Here is a 19,269-nt window from a genome sequence, read left to right as displayed (position 1 = left end):
GCTTTATTTAAGTAATATTGGATCAACTGCTGACAAATACAACGTAATGCCTGATTTAACAGCATTTAATGCTGATAAAAACAACAACGCACTAAATATAACCCACGTGCTATCAATCTATTACTTCTATTTACCAATAAAAATGCCCAGTAGCTCACTACTGGGCACATCACGCTTACTTATATCATACTTATATAGAGTGCGACTTCTTGTCGACTTATACTAAGCTTAGGCAATTAACCGAAGCTGACTCTTAACGTCGTTAAGATTGCAGTATCATCAATATCTTCATCAGCATGACCTGCGCGTACTTCAATACTGTTACCTTTACTGAATTCATAAAGTGCTTTGATATCGTAGAAGGTACCTTTGGTGTTATCACGGAAAGTGTCAGGTAATACAGAACTCAAATTAGCATTGTAGTTATCCATATCCATACGCCCCACGGCAAAGGTCACTTTTAACTGTTCGCTGGCATTCCAGTTGGCACGTAAGCCATATAGCAAACCATCTTGACCACCGTTACCGTTGAAGTCACCAAAACCACCAAAGAACTCAGTACGTACAGGGTTAATTTCGTTACGTGATGAACTGTTGATCAACATAGAGTAACTGTCCCAACCACGGCCAACTAAACCACCATCGCCAATCGCCGCGACTTGCGCTTGTAATTGGAACTCAGGTGTAAATTGATAACCTGCTTCTAGGAATGCTGACCAGCTATTATTACCCCAGAAATAAATGGCATTATCTTTATTGGCATCAGATAAAATAATGTTAGCCGCACCTTTTACTGAGAAATCACCCATGGTCTTACCAAAGTATGGTGAGATATTATGGAAATAATCGGTGTAATATGGATTAGACACTTCATTCGGGAAATCCGGTGCAGGTTTGCCATCAAAGTATGCCCACAATACGCCCCAATCTAAGCCACTATAGTTACCCACTGCAGCAATGGTATACATGCTGAGATCGCCAGTAGAAACTGGTGCTAAACCATTCGTTGAATGATCTTCTGCAAAACGTAAATCATAAATACCAATTAAGCCTACATAACCAGTATCTAGCATCAGCGTTTTCATTGCTAAGATACGATCACGACGATCATCGGCAATATTAAAGTTATAACCCCAGTTAGCTTCTTGACGACCAACACGGAATAACCATGAATCAATGCCGGTATATTCTAAATAGGCTTCATCTAACGAAATTGAGTCATTATTGATGCCGTTATCATAATCGGTACCTGAACCACCCGAATGACGACGGTCACCCGCCCAATCATAGAAACCCAATAGGCGAGTTTTAATGGCCCAACCTGAATCGTTATACATATTCATCGTCAAGCGAACTTGTGATTGTGCCCCTTTTTTAGACTCATCAGGCCCAAAGTTACCTGGACCATTATCTAGATGGTAGCCCTTCACAAATGCATCGGCTTTCATTTCAATTTTACCGACATCTGCAAAATCAACGGTAACGGCTTGTGCTGATGTCGCCATCATCCCCATTGAACAAGCTAAAGCTAGTGCTGACAAACTTAGATTTTTATTGGTATTCATTGTTTTCTCCATCACTCTAATTTTAATTATTCCTTACGGGTTTGATGCGACGACAGCGGGTCCATATGGATAGCTGCTAGCACAAGCAATTCCCTGACAATTACTGCTGAGCATTTGTAGCAAAACGACACCACTATTTATCTTGCTATTAAAATGCCCGATACCATCCAAATCCCCGCCGGAGAGGTTATAAGGACTTAAGTCACTAAAATCGAAATCTAACTCGGCGGCTAAACTGCCACTGCCGAGATTAAGCTGGCTATAAACATTGCTGTTTTGATTGAATAAAGGTGACGCACTACACTGGCCACGTCCTTGAGTGCTAGTGCAATGGATTTGATCATGTAGACCTGCCGATACGGTATAAAAACGAGTACCTAGCTGTTGCTTCGGCATATTACGCATGCTTAATGGCGTTTTGCTGCCAGTCCATTTGTTTTGTCCCCATAAAGGTGAAATAGCACCGCTATCAGGATAAAAACCAAAAGTGTATTGATCGGATATATGCTGCGAGCCACAAGTCGGGGCAAGCGCATTGGCATAACCCATATAAAGGCAAGAGGATAAACCACGTAGTGCACCTGAAACAGCCACAAAACGCTCAACTTTAGACCATTGCTGATGCTTAGTTAAACTGGAAAGCGCCAAAGAAACACCGAGCGAATGACTGACAATATTGACCTGCGATTTCCCCGTGTATGCCAATACATCATTAATAAAGCGCGCTAGCATTTGCTGCTTATTCGTGTCGTGATAATTATATTGTGGGGAGCTTTGCTGCTGAGTAGATAAATAAGTCAGTCCAAATAACTCACAATCATTGTAATTCGCTTGCTTAAAGCTGTGATAGACCGAAGCGGGTGCCAATGGATAATGTTCACTATTGATATGCGGCTTAATCGCCCAGCTCAATGCATTATCACCGTTTCCATGTAAAAAAATAATCGGCGTTTTAGTTGCAGTGCAATTGCCACCACCAAAGCACCATAAGGATATTGCTCAGCTTGAGTAAATGAAGCATCAAATTGAAATGCATTATCATCACAAATAAAACCGTTATGGTTATTACATTCAACGGCATTTACTTTAGAAAAATAGAATAAACTAAATAAAGCTAACACTAATGATAATATTATATTACCCATTTGCTGAACCTTATCTTTTATTTATAAGTTGGGATTTATATTAATCATGTTTATTCATTTATGCTTGTCACATTTATGGGATTCAATTTTGAATTTTCGGGATACTCATCGTTCAAATCAGCGCGTAATATAACATTTCAAGCTGCGAATTATCGCTATCATGATTTCGATTAGAAAATATTAGGAATAGCATTATGGGGCAACTAATTAATAATAAAAAAGTGATCTTAAGCAATGGAGAGTCTATCTTTTACCGTGACTCCGGTGCGGGTGAGGTATTAGTATTATTGCATGGCAATATGACTTCATCATTTCACTTAATCAATTTCATCCAATCATTACCAGACAATATCCGCGTGATAGCACCTGATATGCGTGGTTTTGGCCAATCCAGTTATCTTCGTTCAATCAATAGTTTAACTGAGCTTTCAAATGACTTAAACGAACTATTAAAGCAGCTAAATATCAATCATTATGCTATTGCAGGGTGGTCTATGGGTGGCGGTATCGCAATGCAACATGCCATTGATTATAAAGATAATGTGACTAAACTCATGCTTATCAGTAGTGTTGCTACCACAGGGTATCCACTCAAAGGTAATGCAGGCCAAGGCGAGTATCTTACCAGTAAGCAAGCGATAGCAGAAGATCCTATGCTAGCCCCTGTTATCAATGCTTTTAGCGAACAAAACACAGCATTTATTCAAGCGGTTTGGGATATGGCTGTTTATAACCACAAGAAGCCTAATGAAACTGAATATCCTGCATTGCTTGAAGATGTACTAACTCAAGTTAATATTAACGATATTTATTATGCATTATCTTACTTTAATATTACTGACACACATAATGGTATAATTAAAGGTAGTAACTTAATTAACAATATTGAAGCACCTGTATTAATATTGCATGGTGAAGATGATTTAGTTATCCCATTAATTAATGCCAGAAAAACTCAAGATTTATTACTCACACTCAATAAATCAGTTGAAATATATACCTATCCAGATTCTGGACACTCACTATTTATTGATCAACCTGAACAGTTAGCACAACAAGTATTAACTTTTCTCCATTCGTAATTAGGGATAATACCAATGAAGCAATCACTCAAACTTAGTTTAGTGTCACTCTCGTTATTTGGATTATTAGCCGGATGTTCGACTACCCAATACCCTGTCACTGACATGCAAGCGATCAACGTTGAACAAAACTGCCAAACCAGTTTCTGGTCAGACTGTGTTGGCTATCCATTTCCAGTGAAATATGCCAATACCCAAGATGCTAAAGGTATCAACTGGCAAATCGCTTATATGGATGAATATCGTGGCACTGAACCTAATCCTACTACCGTGGTACTTATTCACGGTAAAGGGATGCACGCAGGTTACTATGCAGAGATCATGAAAGATCTACTCATCCAAGGCTACCGAGTGATTGCACCCGACTTACCTAATTATGGTAAGTCAATTCCAGGTAACTTAAATAATCCAGTGACTCGCTCTTTAGATGACACGCGAGATGCGATACACGATCTATTAGCGAATCAACTGAAATTACAAAAAGCTCACTTCTTAGGTCACTCGATGGGCGGCCAATGGGTATTAGGTTATGCATTAAAATACCCAAGCATGGTTGATAAAATTGTCTTAGAAGCGCCCGGTGGTATTGAGGAATTTCCAACGACGGTCGCGAATATTCCTTTCTTTGGTGAAGCACAGGCTGACTCATATGAAGCATGGAGTAAAATCTGGGGCGGCATGCTTAAAACTGAGCAAGCAAAAACAGCACAAGATATTGAGTTATTTAACTACTTTAAAGCTAAAAACCCAAAAACGGGTACCATTATGGATTCACCAGCCGGTTACTTCTTAGTTGAAACGCCGGTAACCGACTACATTACCCATACGCGCCAATATATGATTGATGCAAGTCCTGAAGAGTTTGCAGCTTGGACCCAAACTTATATTCGTGATGTTTACTCTATGGGCGAAGAAGTCCGTATTGATGACCCAAACAGTTTAGTTAAACGTATCGCGCAAATTGAAGCTCCCATTTTAATCACTTATGGTGCTAAAGAACCCTTCATCCCAACCACGATTTTCAGTGGTAAGCAAAATTTAAAATGGGATGTGATTAAACCAGTTTACGATGCTCTCGCAGCAAACGGTAATGCACCAACCGTTAAAGTTTATCCTGATGCAGGCCATTTTATTCACACTGATATTCCCACTCAATTTAACCAAGATGTGATCAATTACTTGGCAGATAAACGCTTAGCCAATGCTGATAATGTCAAAAAATATAAAGCTCCACTCATCACGCCTCCTGAAGAAGTGCAGGTCTTCTTTGATGCCTTTAAAAAGGATCTGTTAAAGCAGGATAAAACCGCTATTGCCAATTATTATGCTAACGACTTTATGGAAAATGGTTTTGATAAAAACAGTTTCTTAGCCGTACTTTATAGCCAAATGAAGAATGTAAAAGATTATAAAGTATCACTGGTAAAGTTTGAGCAAGATAAAGCAACACCAGGTGAGTATTTTATTGAAGGTATGGTGGATTTAGGCTTAATGAAAGTGCCATTTAAGCCAGAAAGTAAAGTTCGTAAGACTGAGCAAGGTTGGCAGTGGTTAGGCAACCGTAAGTCTTAATCTTGCAAAACAAGTTCTTTGTTGTTGATGTTCAAAGCGCCGCAAGGCGCTTTTTTTATCCCTATATTTACGTTGAAACTTCACATTCTTGAGCAAAATAAAAGTATATGATGGTCAATTTCAGATATGGATCCCAGCAATGAATAATGACCATTTTAAAGGTAAGTATGAAGTCGAATTAAAATTCAGATTACAATCTAAAGATGAATTCTTACAGATTCTGGCGACTATCCCACATGAGGCCATGTTACAAGATAATATTGAGCTAGATGAGTACTTTGACACTCCAGAGCAAACACTAAAATTACAACATAAAAGTCTTATTATTCGAGAAATGCAACCCTCAGCAATAAAGCTCTGGATAGTCAAAGGACCTGAAGTTGACTGTTGCCAAGCAACCAATATTGATGACGTTCAAATAGCCAAAGATATGTTAGCAACAATGGGCTATAAGGTATTTTTAAGTGCGCGTAAAATAAGAAGTATTTTCTTTGTGGGTCAATTTCATATCACCCTAGATCAACTTGATGGAATCGGGGACTTTGCAGAGTTCGCGATTATGACTGATGACCAATCACTGTTAGCCCACTATAAACGTGAATTAATCCAACTCGCCAAACGATTTAATTTAAGCAGTGAAGATTTAGAACATCAATCTTATCGTACGTTATTAACCCAATATGCTTATGCTGACTAAAAAAGCTGACACAAGGCCAGCTTTTTATACACATTAATAACGGCTATTTATTCAAAAAATCGGCAATAGCAGCGTAAACCTGCTGACACTCTTCTTTAACCAAGTCTTCCATATTAATAAAGGTATGGATCATGTCATCAAAATGTAAGTGTTCAACCTCAACGCCAGCACTTTGAGCTTTATCGCAATAGATAATGCCCTCATCACGTAGAGGACAAAACTCAGCGGTGATCATCAATGTTGTTGGTAATTTGGCGGTGAATTGACCAAACAATGGCGAAGCTAAATAACGATTTTCAGCATGTTGGAAGTAATTATCGAAATACCACCCTATTTTTGCAGTTTGTAGTAAATAACCAGTCGCATTATCCGTAATACCATTGGTGCTCATGGTGTAATCTAAACTTGGGTAGATCATCACTTGTTTTTCAATGATTAAACTTGCATCAAACTGTGCTCGTTCAGTCACGCTAGCCACTAACGCTCCACCACCAGAATCACCGGCAACCACTAAACGGCGCTGATAATTAAGTTGGCGCATATCAAGTGCTGACCACACATTTTTAGCAACATGATAAGCATCATTAACGCCTGCGGGGTAAGCACACTCAGGTGCTAAGCGATAGTCAACACTTACTACGATATATTGAGTTGCATTAGCGAGTTTACGACAAATTGGATCATATACCGTCACGCTACCTGCCATATGACCCCCACCATGATAATAGATCATCACAGGTAAAGCTTGCTCTGGCGCGGGATGATAAATACGTACAGGAACCGCATATTCACCACCTGCAACCACTTCATCTTGCACCTGAGCAATAGCAGGAATATCAGTCACTAATCCTTTCGTCAGATTCGCTAAGCCTTCACGTGCATTAGTGGCGGTGGCCTTAAAACCTGAAGCTAATAATTGCTCCATTTGCTGATTAAAATTAGCTAACCATGGCACTAACTTAGGACTCACTGCTCGCATGGAACGCCTCTCTTTTAACTGTATTTATCAAAAAATACCCTAACTAAGTTAGGGTAAAATAAAACAACTAAATCACAACGGGAGATAAAGTTAATCGGTTATGGTTGTAGCTTAGCCAGCTCATTAATATCAATATCTTGTTGATAATCAACGCCTACCAGCTCAAAACCATTAAGTTGCATAAATTCAGTCTTATAGCCTTGATAATCACCAATCTGCGCATAATTGCTGGCATCCATTTGTGCCATAAGTTGACGCACCTCGGCTTGCACATCTGCTGCAAGTTCCCAGTCATCGACACGGATTAAGCCATTGGCATCCACTTCTACTTGGTTCACGTTATACACTTTATCAGCGTATAAACGTTGCATTTGCTCAATGCAGCCTTCATGGGTTCCTTTGGCTTTCATGACTTTATATAGCGCTAAAATATATGGTGAAAACGTTGGAATAAATACCGATGCTTTAGTCACCAACGCTTTGCATACCGCCACGTGAGCACTACCACCAATCTCTGTTAATTGCTGATCAAGCTGCTGTGCTGTTTGATGCAAATGCGCTTTCGCACGACCTAAAGTACCGTAATGATAAATAGGATATGTTTGCTCAGGGCCAATATAAGAATAGGCAAACGTTTTACAGCCTTGCGCTAACACATCGGCTTTAGCCAACACATTAATCCAACTCTGCCAATCCTCGCCCCCCATCACTTTAACCGTGGCTTCTATCTCATCGTTGGTTGCCGTTTCCAGCGTCATTGGCATAAATTCATCAGTTTCTAAACTCACCATATGACCCGTAAATGGTTCACCTGTGGTTTTGATCACTGAGCGCCATAGCTCATTGGTTTGTGGATCCGGTCTTACTCCAGTCGCAAGGCTATAGATCACCAGATCCACTTTGCCACCAAATTCACGATTTATATAGTCAACCACCTGCTCTCGCAAGGCTGGAGAAAAAGCATCGCCAACAAAGTTTTTAGCAATTAAGCCCGCTTTTTCGGCTTGTTGCTTAAAATAGATATTGTTATACCAACCCGCAGTACCAACACCTTTATCAGATGGGCCACGTTCAAATGATACGCCAATGGTGTCAGCCTGTGCGCCGCCAAATGCAAGTGCAATCCTTGATGCTAATCCAAAGCCTGATGACGCCCCTAAAATAAGCACTTTTTTAGGGCCTGTTGCTGTAATCGGTTTAGCTTGTTGTACATAATTAATTTGATTAAGCACACTTTGCTGACAGCCGATTGGGTGTGCACTACGCGCCACTACACCACTAATAATGGGTTCGATAATCATGGATTTATCCTTACTAAATATTTACTACGGCTATCTTGGGTGGCATTACGGTTGCAACGCCCTCAATCACCAACTGTTGATCTTGATTAAAACTTTGGGTGGTTAACTTAACGATATTTTTATCTACATTGATTTCCGCGACCGTCACCACGGCGCGAATGGTATCACCCACATAAACTGGCTTAACAAACTTGAGTTGTTGGCCTAAATAGATAGTCCCTACCCCCGGCAATTGCGTACCTAATACTTTGGAAGTCAATCCCGCAACTAACACGCCATGTGCTAGTCGTCCTTTAAAACGAGCCTGAATTGCTGCAGCATCATCAAGGTGTAGAGGATTATTATCGCCACTAATACGGCTAAAGCTTTCAATATCTTCAGCAGTAATGGTTTTCTGATAATAATCAGTTTGACCGATAGTTAACGTTGAAATGGGATAACTGTTCATCTTCTATGTCCTGTTAATGGCTATTTTATGCTGCCCGTTCAGTTGAGTGTGCAAGCGTTAATCCCATCGGTTTATCAATGAATATACGCTCATCCATCATCTTTAACTGATCGCTGATCAATGGCATAAACTCCATCTGATCCAGCACATCACGCGCTAAATCAATACCCGGTGCAATTTCAATTAACTCAAGGCCTGCATCGACTAACCTAAATACCGCACGTTCAGTGATATAAAGCACTGGTTTATGGTTAGCCCGAGCGGTATCTGATGAGAAAGTGATTTGCTGTACTTGATTAATAAACTTACGAATATGGCCATCTTCAATAATAGTTAATTGACCATCACCACTGCTAATTTGTAATTTCCCGGCAGTAAATGTGCCACAGAAAAATACCTGTTTCGCATTTTGAGTAATATTGATAAAGCCGCCACAACCTGCGATTTTAGGCCCAAACTTTGATACGTTAAGATCGCCTTTTTGATCGCATTCAGCCAAACCTAAGAAAGCTTGATCAATACCGCCACCATCATAAAAATCAAACATTTGATCTTGAGTAATGATCGCTTCAGGGAATGCCGTTGCACCAAAACTTAAACCACCAGCAGGCGTGCCGCCAATTGCACCAGGTTCTACCGTAGCTTTAACTAATTCAGTAACGCCCTCTTCATCTGTCACTTCGGCAATCACTTCTGGCGCACCGATGCCATAATTTAACACCGCACCTTGAGTCAGTTCTAAAGCAGCACGTCTAGCAATAATCTTCTTGGCATCTAATACTCTACTCGTTTTTTTTGTTTGCTGTTGTTGGCCACGGCCGCAATATTCATGATTCATCACCTCGGCAAAGGTTTGCATATGATCTTCTTCCGTTTCAGCGATCACCACTGCATTAACAAAGATCCCCGGAATACGCACTTGCTGCGGATCGAGCTCACCATTTTTAACCATACGTTTAACTTGCACGATCACAGTGCCGCCCATATTCGTCACTAACTGTGCCGCAGCTAGGTTTTCGCAAAATAGGCATTCATCTTCCATGGTGATATTGCCACTTTCGTCAGCAGTCGTACCACGCAGCAATGCCACATTGGCATCGAGGCGATCATAAAAGAGATACTCTTTACCTTTAATTTCAAGCACAGAGACGCGATCTTGAGTGGTACTTTTATTGATTTTTCCGCCCTCGACTCGTGGATCAACAAAAGTCCCTAAACCGACGTGAGAAAGGTACCCGGTTTACCAGCAGCTGAATCACGAAAAAGTTGCGCAATCACGCCTTGAGGAAAATTATAACCTGCAATTTGTTCGTTATTCGCTAAGTGCTGCAAGCGTGGAATTAACCCCCAATGACCACCTAATGCCATTTTTACCATACCAGGATGGGCCAGATGGTTATTGGCTTTAGTTTTACCATCACCTTGGCCCGCAGAGAAATAAAGCTCTAAATTAGCCGGATGGCCAGTCTCTAAAAAACGCTCACCGATAGCACGCTCAACCGCTTCTGGTACCACTGCGCCAATAAAGCCACCTAAAATAACCTTGTCTTCATCACCAATTAAAGCCGCGGCCTGCTTGGCACTTAACACTTGTACTTGCATATAATTTTCCTTCAGCGCCATAAAATATCTTACTTAAGGCAAGTGTAGGCGACAGAGAAAAAGTTAAAAATAGGTATAAAATACAAACTCAATTGCATTTATGGGATAGTAGTTTAATTGGTGAAGAACATAGTGGCCCAACTAGATAAATCTAAATTAGGCCAATATAAACATGAGGTTAGAATGATTGGTTATAGCGAACTTCTTCGGCAATCTCTTGCACTCGACGCAATAAGTAATCTTTAAAATTAACGCAGCGAGATGGCATCTGTTTACGTGGACGGTAATACAAGCTGAACTCAAAATCACTGTTCATATGATCGGTTAACACAGGCACTAATCGACCGGCATCAAGGTCACCTTTAATCAGATCTACAGGTAAATAAGCAATGCCACCACCTTCTATGGCAACAGTACGGATAAACTCACTGTCTTCCACTTCTACGGTAGCCGAAATCTCAAAAGTCTCCATCTCACCTTGGCGTTCAAACACCCATTTATTGCCGCCGACTAAGGTTGAAGCAAATAAGCAGTTATGACTCAGCAGGTCTGCAGGCTCAAATGGCATTGAATGGTTTTCTACATACTTAGGCGAACAGCAAGCCATAAGGGGATATTTTAAAATAGGCCGCTTCACCAATAAGCAGTCTTTCTCTAAAAAACCGTCATATACCGCAGATGCTTTAATGGCAAAATCCACCGCTTCGACATGGTCGACATCAAAGGCCGTTTCAGTAATTTGAAACGAGACATTGGGATGCACAGATAGATATTCACCAATAATGCGACTTAAAAAATATTTGGCAAATAATGGCGTACTGGCAATGCGGATCACACCGCGATCACTTTGACTGAAATTTTGGATCTCAGTAAAAATATCATCTATTTCAGTATGAATATGGTTAAACCGCTCAAATAGTCTTTCCCCTGCTTGTTGGCACCACTTTACGAGTAGAGCGTTTGAGTAAACTCACCCCCATCTTCTCTTCTAACTCAATAATCCAGCGACTTCCTGCCGATGCAGAAATCCCGTATTGCCGCGCAGCATCGCTAAACGAACCTGTGCGTACCACATATAGAAAATAAACGACTTTATCGATCATGCTATTTACCATTTCAACAACCGTAAACATCTTATAAACCTAAAAGCAACAATAAACGACCTCCATTTGGCGGATTAGCCACTTAGATCACATGCTCAAACGGATTATTTTTAATATCTGTGACTATCCCAATTACTCAATTTTGTTTTGCAGCGATGTCTATAAACAACAGCCATTCAAGACAATAGAATGAAGCCATCAAGCTACAAATTAGTAGTTAATTAATCACTTACGCAGAAGGTCTAAATCCTATGATGTTAACCAATAAAGTTTGTATTGTGACAGGTGGAGCCCAAGGTATCGGTCGTTGTATCGCTGAGACTTTTGCAAAACAAGGCGCAACTTTGGTGTATGCCTGTGACATGAATATTGAGCCAATGGCTGAATTTGCCGATGACTACGATAACATTGAAGCAACACAGCTGAATGTTTGTGATCGTGAAGCAATCAGCCATTTTATTGAAACCGTTAAAGCTAAACACGGCCGTGTTGATGTGTTAGTGAACAATGCCGGTATCACCCGCGATAACTTATTAGATCGCATGAGTGAACAGGATTGGGACATGGTAATGAACGTCAATCTAAAAGGCGTATTCAACATGACTCAAGCGATTGTGCCATTAATGTTAGACAACAACCAAGGCTCAATCATCACCATGTCATCTGTCGTTGGCACTGACGGCAATATTGGCCAAAGTAACTATGCAGCCACTAAAGGCGGCGTGATTGCCATGACTAAAGGCTGGGCAAAAGAGTTTTCTCGTAAAGGCGCACAAATTCGTGCTAACTGCGTTGCACCGGGCTTTATTGAAACCCCAATGACTAAAGACTTACCGCAAAAAGTCTTAGATTACATGACCAGTAAAACACCGCTAGGTCGTATGGGTAAACCTGAAGATATTGCCAATGGCGTGCTATTCCTTGCTAGTGATTACTCAAGCTTTGTCACTGGCCAAACGCTAAAAGTAGACGGTGGCTTAGTGATTTAAGCAGCAAATAAAATGACAGTTAAGGAAAGACCATGAAAAAAGTTTATATTGTTGCTGCAAAACGTACCCCACTAGGCAGCTTTGGTGGCACGCTAACAAGTGTACCTGCACCACAGCTTGGTAGCCACGTAATAAAAGCCGCCTTAGCTCAAGCGCAGTTAGATCCAAGCTTGGTTGAAGAAGTGATTGTCGGTAACGTGTTAAGCGCTGGCCAAGGTATGGGGCCAGGTCGTCAAGCAGCGCTAAATGCGGGTATTCCAGCAACAACTCCGGCTTACACACTTAATATGATTTGTGGCAGCGGTATGAAAACCGTGATTGAGTCTTTCACTAAAATCAAAGCGGGTATGGCAGATATTATGGTCGCGGCGGGCATTGAAAACATGTCACAAGCGCCATTTATGATGAGTGCCAATAACCGTTTTGGTCACAAAATGGGAAGCCAGCAAATTGAAGACAGCATCATCAAAGATGGTTTAACCGATGTATTTAACCAATACCATATGGGTATTACTGCTGAAAACATTGCAGAGCAATACCAGATTAGCCGTGAACAACAAGATGCCTTTGCAGCTCGCAGCCAAATGCGCGCTTGCAACGCCATTGAAGCTGGCAAATTTATTGATGAAATTGCGCCGCTAGAAGTTGTGCAGCGAAAAGGCACAATAACTTTTGCTAATGATGAATACCCTCGTCAAGATACGACTGCAGAGTCATTGGCAAAACTGCGCCCAGCATTTAAAAAAGACGGTACAGTCACAGCGGGTAATGCTTCAGGTATTAACGATGGTGCAGTCGCTTTCATTTTAGCCTCAGAGCAAGCAGTCGCTGAACATGGCCTAACACCATTGGCTGAAATTGTCAGTTGTGGTCAAGGTGGTGTAGACCCATCAGTAATGGGACTGGGTCCCGTTCCAGCAATCAAACAAGCATTACAACAAGCTCAACTTGAGCTGAAAGATATGCAACTGCTTGAGTTAAATGAAGCTTTTGCAGCACAAGCTATTGGTGTAATGCATGGTCTAAGTGAAGAGCACGACCTACCATTGACTTGGTTTGATGATAAAACTAACGTTAATGGTGGTGCAATTGCACTCGGCCATCCACTGGGTGCATCTGGCGGTCGCGTATTAGCCACCCTGCTATATGAAATGAATAAACAGCAACTTGAATATGGCGTGGCATCACTGTGTATTGGTGGTGGTATGGGTACAGCTATCATCATCAAACGCTGTGACAATTAACCAGATAATCCAACTCCCATAATAATAAAAGTGAGTGACTACTTTACCCGTTAAGCCCAATACTTAACGGGTATTTTTTATCGTGCTATCTAGTTAGCAGGCACAACTCGCGTGGTTGAACCCAATTGATAAATATCAACTTGCTCACCCACTTGGAACATCATATGCGGATTAACCTGTTGTACAATCGCCACAGTTTGGCCATTGCTTAGCTTAATGACAATGTTAACGCCTTGACGCGTATCTATCGCTTGGCCAGCCTTACTGCCCATAGCGCTGCCTAATACACCGCCGCCAATAGCAGCAATTTCAGACCCCGTGCCACCGCCGACTTCAGAGCCTAAAAGCGCTCCAATCGCGCCACCAGCCAATGTACCTAAGGTATTACCACTATTACCTTGTAGGGTCACAGCATTTAACTTAACGATAGTCCCCGTCAATACCGTTTGCATCTGCTGGGCATCACTTACCCCATATGAGTTACCGTAGGGATTGGTCGCACAGCCAGATAAACCTAATACGCTAACAGCAACTAATGCACCTAATAATGTTTTTTTCACACTGCCTCCAACAAGTTACCGACAGTGCGGCACTTAAGCATCAATTTTAATGCTGTAATTATAGGGGCTTAGTGTTTGAAAACAGGTGAACATGAAACATGTTTAAGCAAAGGTTAATCTAATTTTACACATCGACTATATGTATGTAGTGAGTAATTACTTACATCCACTCACATTAATATCCGAATTAAGGGCTTGTTCTGGTGTTTGACCATTAACAATTTGACCAGATGTATCGGTATCTTGATACCACCGAATATAACAATTGTCAGACGCTTTAATCCCTTGTTGTAAAAATACAATATTGTGAATTCGGTTGTTGAAAACATTAATATAAAAAGCGCAAAAATCATGACCTTGCGGCTCACAAACCGTATGACTATCGGCTTGCAAAGAGTAATATAATGAAGCGTCTATTGCGCGGATAATGCCATCACTAGCCGCTCGAAATCGACCATATACAAACCTAATACTCCCCACACCGTTGCCCATATCAACGAGCTGTGAACTATCATTATATATATCAGGATATTGGCTACTGGCTATAATTGCTATTTTAGCGGTTGCAAGCTGAGTTGCTGATTGAATTGAACCATGAAGCCCATGTAATACTGCGATTTTAGCATCTTTACTCACATCGATAAATTTAGGGGCTGCAACCACGGCAAGTACCCCTAAAATAATAATCACCACCACTAATTCAATTAGCGTAAAACCATGATTATTTTTGTGAAATTCCATTTTCACTCCACCTAAATCTTAATCAACTATCGAACTAGTATCGCAAATAAGCCTAAGCTTGAATATTCACCACTTTAGCTACCCCGGTAATGATCAATTGCAACTAAGTACTGACATAAAATCACCAGATTTCTGGCTTGTTAAATGCTGCGACACAAGATGAAAAACCACTAATCGCAGGCACATGTTCACTCACCAACGACAACCCTAGCCACCCCTCAGGGAAACTTAATGGCATAGGAGCCTTAACGACAGTCTCACTTACACAATTAAAACCCACTTTGCAGTAATAATTAGGATCACCATAAGTAAACACTAACTCTGTTTTTTGTTCTGCTAAATACTGCAAACCAAATGTTAATAATTGTTGGCCAATGCCCTTGCGCTGATACTGAGTCAATACCGCAACAGGTGACAATAACCAAGCATTAATAGGCTGCTCAAAGGTCAATTTAGAAAACATAATACAAGCAATCACTTGACCATTTTGAGTCGCAACAAAAGTGAATAGCTCATCTACTGCGGTAGTCTCTAACAGCTCAGTCACTAATTTAGCTATCACCAAACCTTCTGCTTCGCTTTCTGCATCTGAAAAAGTTTGTAGATAGACTTGCTCAATAGGTTGCTTATCGGTTGCTAAATATAAACTGTAGTTCACGCTATCTAGCGCCATATATCATCCCCTAAATCCCATATTCCAAGAACTAATATTTCAAAATAAATGGGGCGCTAGACCCCATTGTAATTTTATAATTTTTCCAACATGGCTAAAGTGATTGCCACTGAGTTATCTGCTGTCACCTGTTTTAACTTTGGATAATCCATATGCGCGGAACCATCAGCTTTATCAGAAATGGTGCGGATCACCACTAATGGAATCTTATACATAAAGGCGACTTGGGCAACAGCGCCACCTTCCATCTCCACCGCCATAGCATCAAATTCTTTTGAGATACGTGCGACTTGCTGCTTATCTGCAATAAACTGATCACCCGTAGCAATAATGCCTGCATGCGCCTTATTCGCTCCGACCACCTGAGTTGCCGCTTGCATTGCAATCGCTTGCAGCTCTTTGTCAGCATAAAATAGACGATCAGTAAAACCATCCATTAATCCGGGGGCATTACCAAAAACGGTTAAATCAACGTCATGCTGTACTAATGCCGTAGAGACCACTACATCAGTTGGCTCTAATTTCGCTGCAGCGGCGCCAGCAATACCTGTAAAAATTAGCTTATCAGCTTTAAATTCACGAATAAGCACCGTGGTAGTTACCGCGGCATTAACCTTACCCACGCCACTGCGAGTCACCACCACTTCATGATCACCAATTTGACCTTGATAGTAAATATGCTGACCAATGACTACGGTTTTCTTATCATTAATGTGCGGCAATAAGTTTTCAATTTCAGCATCCATCGCACCAACGATTGCGATAGGAGCCGCTTGAGTTAAAAATGCAGTGCAAGCTAAGCCTGCAGCTAATAAAGTTTTAGATAAAGACATAATAGATGTGTAATCATTTTAATCACTGTAGGGAGCGCGATAATAACCATAAAACCTCGCCTTGAATACTGATTGTCCTAATCAAACCAACCTAGATCACATTCATTAGTGATAACTAAATAATAATACCAACTTGATTAAGAAGGTGATCATTCAGCAAATAAGTTAACACTATTACCCCATCATACATTTGTTTGATACATGTTGAATATATGTTATAACCTGTAACGTTTTTATTGGCACATACTGAAAAATAATCACCGCATAAATTAATACACATTGATTAATAACCATTGGGGGCTTCATGTTGCTATCAACACGAAACACACTTATTGCGACACTATTTATCTCTCCAGCAGTATTGGCTGCACCGTCCAACTCACAAACATGGTATGCCGGCATAGATGCTGGTTCAGGCCACTATAGCCGCGCGGGTGAAACTGATGCAGAAGTCAGCAATGATCGTTGGGCGGTCGGTGCTCACTTGGGTTATCAATTTAATCAATACGTCAGCGGTGAAGTGGGTTACCAATATTTAGGTAAAGCTAGCGCTACTTATGCCGATGGAATTATTAGCGGCCGTTTTCAACAACTTACCATGGCGGCACGATTTGAATACCCGATGGGCGACTATATCCCATTTGTAAAACTGGGTGGCAGTGCTTGGGATGGCAATAGCCAAGGATTGCGCGTTGGCGATGATACCGGTTTCTCACCACTCGCTGGTGTGGGTTTACGTTATCAATTTGACCCAGAATTTAGTACCCAACTTGAATATCAATATACCGATACATTGGGTAAAGAAAGCATTGGTTATGCTGATCACCACCTAATCAGCATTGGCTTTAGTTGGTACTTTGATAGCCAGTTTTAAACTGTATCTCGCCAACAAAAACAGGACTCAATTGAGTCCTGTTTTCTTATCTCAAATTAACCCAAGCATTACTTCTGTAAGGTTAAACCTTGATAGGTTTGAGTCGCAGCCGCCATTTCAACTGATGGTACGGTCACTTTGTCTTCTAACAGTAAGTCAGCAACACTTTGGTCAAATGAACGATAATGCAGCTTGGTTTCAACCGTATATTCACTCACGCCAGCAGGCAATTGGAACGGATACAGTACTGTCTTATGGCTCTTTGGTGGAATGGTATTCTGGTTAGAGAATTTAGCCACTTTCCAAGGCTTATGCTCAGGCTTACCATGAATATCTACCGCGGTATCTTGGAATACCACAGTGCCGTCTGGCAACGCATTTTCAGCCGTTAATGAACCTGAACGTAAAATCTCTTTACCCGCGGTATCACGAATAATGACTTCTAACCAAATTTGACGAATAAAGGTCAAACTCGTCGGTAAATTATGACCTGCACGACGGTTATGTACCGTCACTTCAAGTACTGGGTTTGCCTGCGTACCTGCAACCTTCACATCTAGGCTCGCAGCGGTTTTTAAACGCTTACGCGCTTCTTCTGCATGCGCTTCGCCATTGGTCACACCTAATAACGGTGCAATCACCGCATTACCGCCTACGAAACCATGATCATGCACTAATGCACGCTTAACACCACCGCGAGCAGCTGGGCCACCTAAACCGTGATTTTCTAGTTTATCAGCAGGTTTCATTTCATCAGCAACACGAACAGCCACTTCTACAGGCACCATATGGCAATCTTGACACTGGATCTCTTGCTCAGCGTATGGAGACTTCTTCCACTCATCATAAGTGTGTTCTAGCGCAAAGTTGTCATGAACCGGGTTAAATACGTTATGGCAGTTAGCACAAAACTCTGACTTAGTATGCAGATCTGAATATGTTGCTTTATGACCACGTGGCTTAGCATCATCATAAGGACCACGCTTAACACCGTCGTTAGCTAATACTAATGATGCGTTACCATGCTCACCATTAGCAGTATGTTCCATATTGGTATCCACTACGCTATGGCACACTTCACACGACACACCTTGTAGGGCAACAGCTTGCGTAGTGAAACCACCAAACTTGCCAGACTCAGACTTAAATTCAACGGTTTGGGTTACGGTACCAATCGCAGTATGACAACCCCCACAAAGGTTTTTGGTCACGCCTTTAGTTTCAGTCTCGCCCATTGCCCATTCAGCCTGAAACACTGGATCAATAAAAGCAATTGAGTGCATCGAGCCTTGCCAACCATTCCACTGACGAGGATGACAGCCTTTACAAGAGTTAGCATCACGCCATTGCTTCAGATCTGGCGTTTTATCGCCCGCCATACTTAAATTTGATGGCGCATAATCACCAATGGGATTGGCTTGGCCAAATAAAGGAAAAGCAGCCGCAAGCACTAAAACTAATAGTTTCTTTTTCATTAATTAAGATCCGAGATATTGCTCAGTAAACAAAACAACATAAGTAAAGTTACAGGTGTATCGATATGTATTGATTTGATTAATAAATATATCGATTCCCTATATTATAAATGCCTATCAGTAATTGATGCACATCACTTTTAAAGTAAATAACAACTAGAGTTATTAATTACGATCTCGATCAAAAATTAACATTCAAAAACAAACAAAATCCACTGTATTTTTAAATAAAATAATCACAACTAAAAATAAAAGTCACAAACAACACAAAGTGAAACAGCGCATTCTTATTATAAAGATAATGTTGATATATTTTTATATAATTTATAATAATCTAATATTTGGAATATATAAAATTAAGACTCAATAAATGCCATTACCTTAGA

Annotated in this window: 19 protein-coding genes and 1 pseudogene; 6 read left to right on the top strand and 14 right to left on the bottom strand. The window is 40.9% G+C overall.

Annotated elements, in window-relative coordinates; translation table 11 throughout:
• Positions 1–236: 236 nt before the first annotated feature.
• From JCM15074_RS19480 to JCM15074_RS25175, 3 genes are read right to left on the bottom strand one after another with little or no spacing between them, the layout of a single operon-like run.
• Positions 237–1,565, bottom strand: coding sequence for a hypothetical protein (locus tag JCM15074_RS19480; protein ID WP_025823551.1), 1,329 nt, complete (start codon positions 1,563–1,565; stop codon positions 237–239).
• A gap of 33 nt (positions 1,566–1,598) precedes the next feature.
• Positions 1,599–2,507 (bottom strand): alpha/beta hydrolase family protein, encoded by a 909-nt coding sequence (locus JCM15074_RS23175; protein WP_444544584.1) that lies wholly within the window; start codon positions 2,505–2,507, stop codon positions 1,599–1,601.
• Positions 2,474–2,710 carry a hypothetical protein gene (locus JCM15074_RS25175; protein WP_051536967.1) on the bottom strand — a complete coding sequence of 79 codons (237 nt, stop codon included), beginning with the start codon at positions 2,708–2,710 and terminating at the stop codon, positions 2,474–2,476. Before JCM15074_RS25175 ends, JCM15074_RS23175 begins: the two co-directional genes overlap by 34 nt.
• 194 nt (positions 2,711–2,904) lie before the next feature.
• Here JCM15074_RS25175 and phaZ point away from each other — a divergent pair, with 194 nt between their 5' ends.
• The 3 genes from phaZ (at position 2,905) to cyaB (ending at position 6,061) form a co-directional block, all read left to right on the top strand.
• Positions 2,905–3,792 carry an intracellular short-chain-length polyhydroxyalkanoate depolymerase gene (phaZ, locus tag JCM15074_RS19470; RefSeq protein ID WP_025823549.1) on the top strand — a complete coding sequence of 296 codons (888 nt, stop codon included), beginning with the start codon at positions 2,905–2,907 and terminating at the stop codon, positions 3,790–3,792.
• A gap of 15 nt (positions 3,793–3,807) precedes the next feature.
• Positions 3,808–5,364: an alpha/beta fold hydrolase gene (locus JCM15074_RS19465; RefSeq protein WP_025823547.1), complete on the top strand. Its 1,557-nt coding sequence runs from the start codon at positions 3,808–3,810 to the stop codon at positions 5,362–5,364.
• A gap of 139 nt (positions 5,365–5,503) precedes the next feature.
• A complete protein-coding gene (gene cyaB, locus JCM15074_RS19460; protein WP_025823546.1) occupies positions 5,504–6,061 on the top strand; it encodes a class IV adenylate cyclase in 558 nt (185 codons plus the stop codon).
• 43 nt (positions 6,062–6,104) lie between these two features.
• On the opposite strand, the gene JCM15074_RS19455 is transcribed toward cyaB, so the two are convergent.
• The 6 genes and pseudogenes from JCM15074_RS19455 to JCM15074_RS25170 form a co-directional block, all read right to left on the bottom strand.
• Complete coding sequence (locus tag JCM15074_RS19455) at positions 6,105–7,040, bottom strand: alpha/beta hydrolase (RefSeq protein ID WP_025823545.1); 936 nt, start codon at positions 7,038–7,040, stop codon at positions 6,105–6,107.
• A 98-nt stretch (positions 7,041–7,138) separates the two neighbouring features.
• Positions 7,139–8,341 (bottom strand): enoyl-ACP reductase FabV, encoded by a 1,203-nt coding sequence (gene fabV / locus JCM15074_RS19450; protein WP_025823544.1) that lies wholly within the window; start codon positions 8,339–8,341, stop codon positions 7,139–7,141.
• Between the two features lie 13 nt (positions 8,342–8,354).
• Complete coding sequence (locus JCM15074_RS19445; RefSeq protein WP_025823543.1) at positions 8,355–8,789, bottom strand: MaoC family dehydratase; 435 nt, start codon at positions 8,787–8,789, stop codon at positions 8,355–8,357.
• A 25-nt stretch (positions 8,790–8,814) separates the two neighbouring features.
• A pseudogene (locus JCM15074_RS23170) lies at positions 8,815–10,391 on the bottom strand (acyl CoA:acetate/3-ketoacid CoA transferase).
• A gap of 178 nt (positions 10,392–10,569) precedes the next feature.
• A complete protein-coding gene (locus tag JCM15074_RS23165; protein ID WP_234400295.1) occupies positions 10,570–11,226 on the bottom strand; it encodes a substrate binding domain-containing protein in 657 nt (218 codons plus the stop codon).
• 76 nt (positions 11,227–11,302) lie between these two features.
• Positions 11,303–11,524 (bottom strand): helix-turn-helix domain-containing protein, encoded by a 222-nt coding sequence (locus JCM15074_RS25170; protein WP_234400294.1) that lies wholly within the window; start codon positions 11,522–11,524, stop codon positions 11,303–11,305.
• 221 nt (positions 11,525–11,745) lie between these two features.
• Between JCM15074_RS25170 and JCM15074_RS19430 the strand changes: the two genes are divergently transcribed.
• A complete protein-coding gene (locus tag JCM15074_RS19430) occupies positions 11,746–12,483 on the top strand; it encodes a beta-ketoacyl-ACP reductase (protein ID WP_199899837.1) in 738 nt (245 codons plus the stop codon).
• A gap of 32 nt (positions 12,484–12,515) precedes the next feature.
• Positions 12,516–13,727, top strand: coding sequence for an acetyl-CoA C-acetyltransferase (locus JCM15074_RS19425; RefSeq protein WP_025823541.1), 1,212 nt, complete (start codon positions 12,516–12,518; stop codon positions 13,725–13,727).
• An 89-nt stretch (positions 13,728–13,816) separates the two neighbouring features.
• Here JCM15074_RS19425 and JCM15074_RS19420 read toward each other — a convergent pair whose 3' ends face one another.
• The 4 genes from JCM15074_RS19420 to JCM15074_RS19405 all read right to left on the bottom strand — a co-directional run bounded on the left by JCM15074_RS19420 (position 13,817) and on the right by JCM15074_RS19405 (position 16,534).
• Entirely contained in the window at positions 13,817–14,287 is a 471-nt protein-coding gene (locus tag JCM15074_RS19420; protein WP_025823539.1) for an outer membrane lipoprotein, read from the bottom strand.
• Positions 14,288–14,443: 156 nt separating this feature from the next.
• Positions 14,444–15,028 (bottom strand): type II secretion system protein, encoded by a 585-nt coding sequence (locus JCM15074_RS25445; protein WP_025823537.1) that lies wholly within the window; start codon positions 15,026–15,028, stop codon positions 14,444–14,446.
• 121 nt (positions 15,029–15,149) lie between these two features.
• Positions 15,150–15,701: a GNAT family N-acetyltransferase gene (locus JCM15074_RS19410; protein WP_148300848.1), complete on the bottom strand. Its 552-nt coding sequence runs from the start codon at positions 15,699–15,701 to the stop codon at positions 15,150–15,152.
• A gap of 74 nt (positions 15,702–15,775) precedes the next feature.
• On the bottom strand, positions 15,776–16,534 hold the full coding sequence (locus JCM15074_RS19405) for a 5'-methylthioadenosine/adenosylhomocysteine nucleosidase (protein ID WP_025823533.1): 759 nt from the start codon (positions 16,532–16,534) through the stop codon (positions 15,776–15,778).
• Between the two features lie 304 nt (positions 16,535–16,838).
• On the opposite strand from JCM15074_RS19405, the gene JCM15074_RS19400 reads away from it, so the two are divergent.
• Positions 16,839–17,408 carry an outer membrane beta-barrel protein gene (locus JCM15074_RS19400; RefSeq protein ID WP_025823531.1) on the top strand — a complete coding sequence of 190 codons (570 nt, stop codon included), beginning with the start codon at positions 16,839–16,841 and terminating at the stop codon, positions 17,406–17,408.
• A gap of 68 nt (positions 17,409–17,476) precedes the next feature.
• Here the strand turns inward: JCM15074_RS19400 and JCM15074_RS19395 are convergent, their stop codons facing one another.
• Positions 17,477–18,883, bottom strand: coding sequence for a multiheme c-type cytochrome (locus JCM15074_RS19395; RefSeq protein ID WP_025823529.1), 1,407 nt, complete (start codon positions 18,881–18,883; stop codon positions 17,477–17,479).
• Between the last annotated feature and the right edge of the window lie 386 nt (positions 18,884–19,269).

This window comes from Shewanella marina JCM 15074 (genome assembly GCF_000614975.1).
GTDB lineage: Bacteria > Pseudomonadota > Gammaproteobacteria > Enterobacterales > Shewanellaceae > Shewanella > Shewanella marina.
The sequence above is the reverse complement of the archived record's forward strand: the minus strand, read 5'-3'. Positions and strand labels throughout refer to the sequence as shown.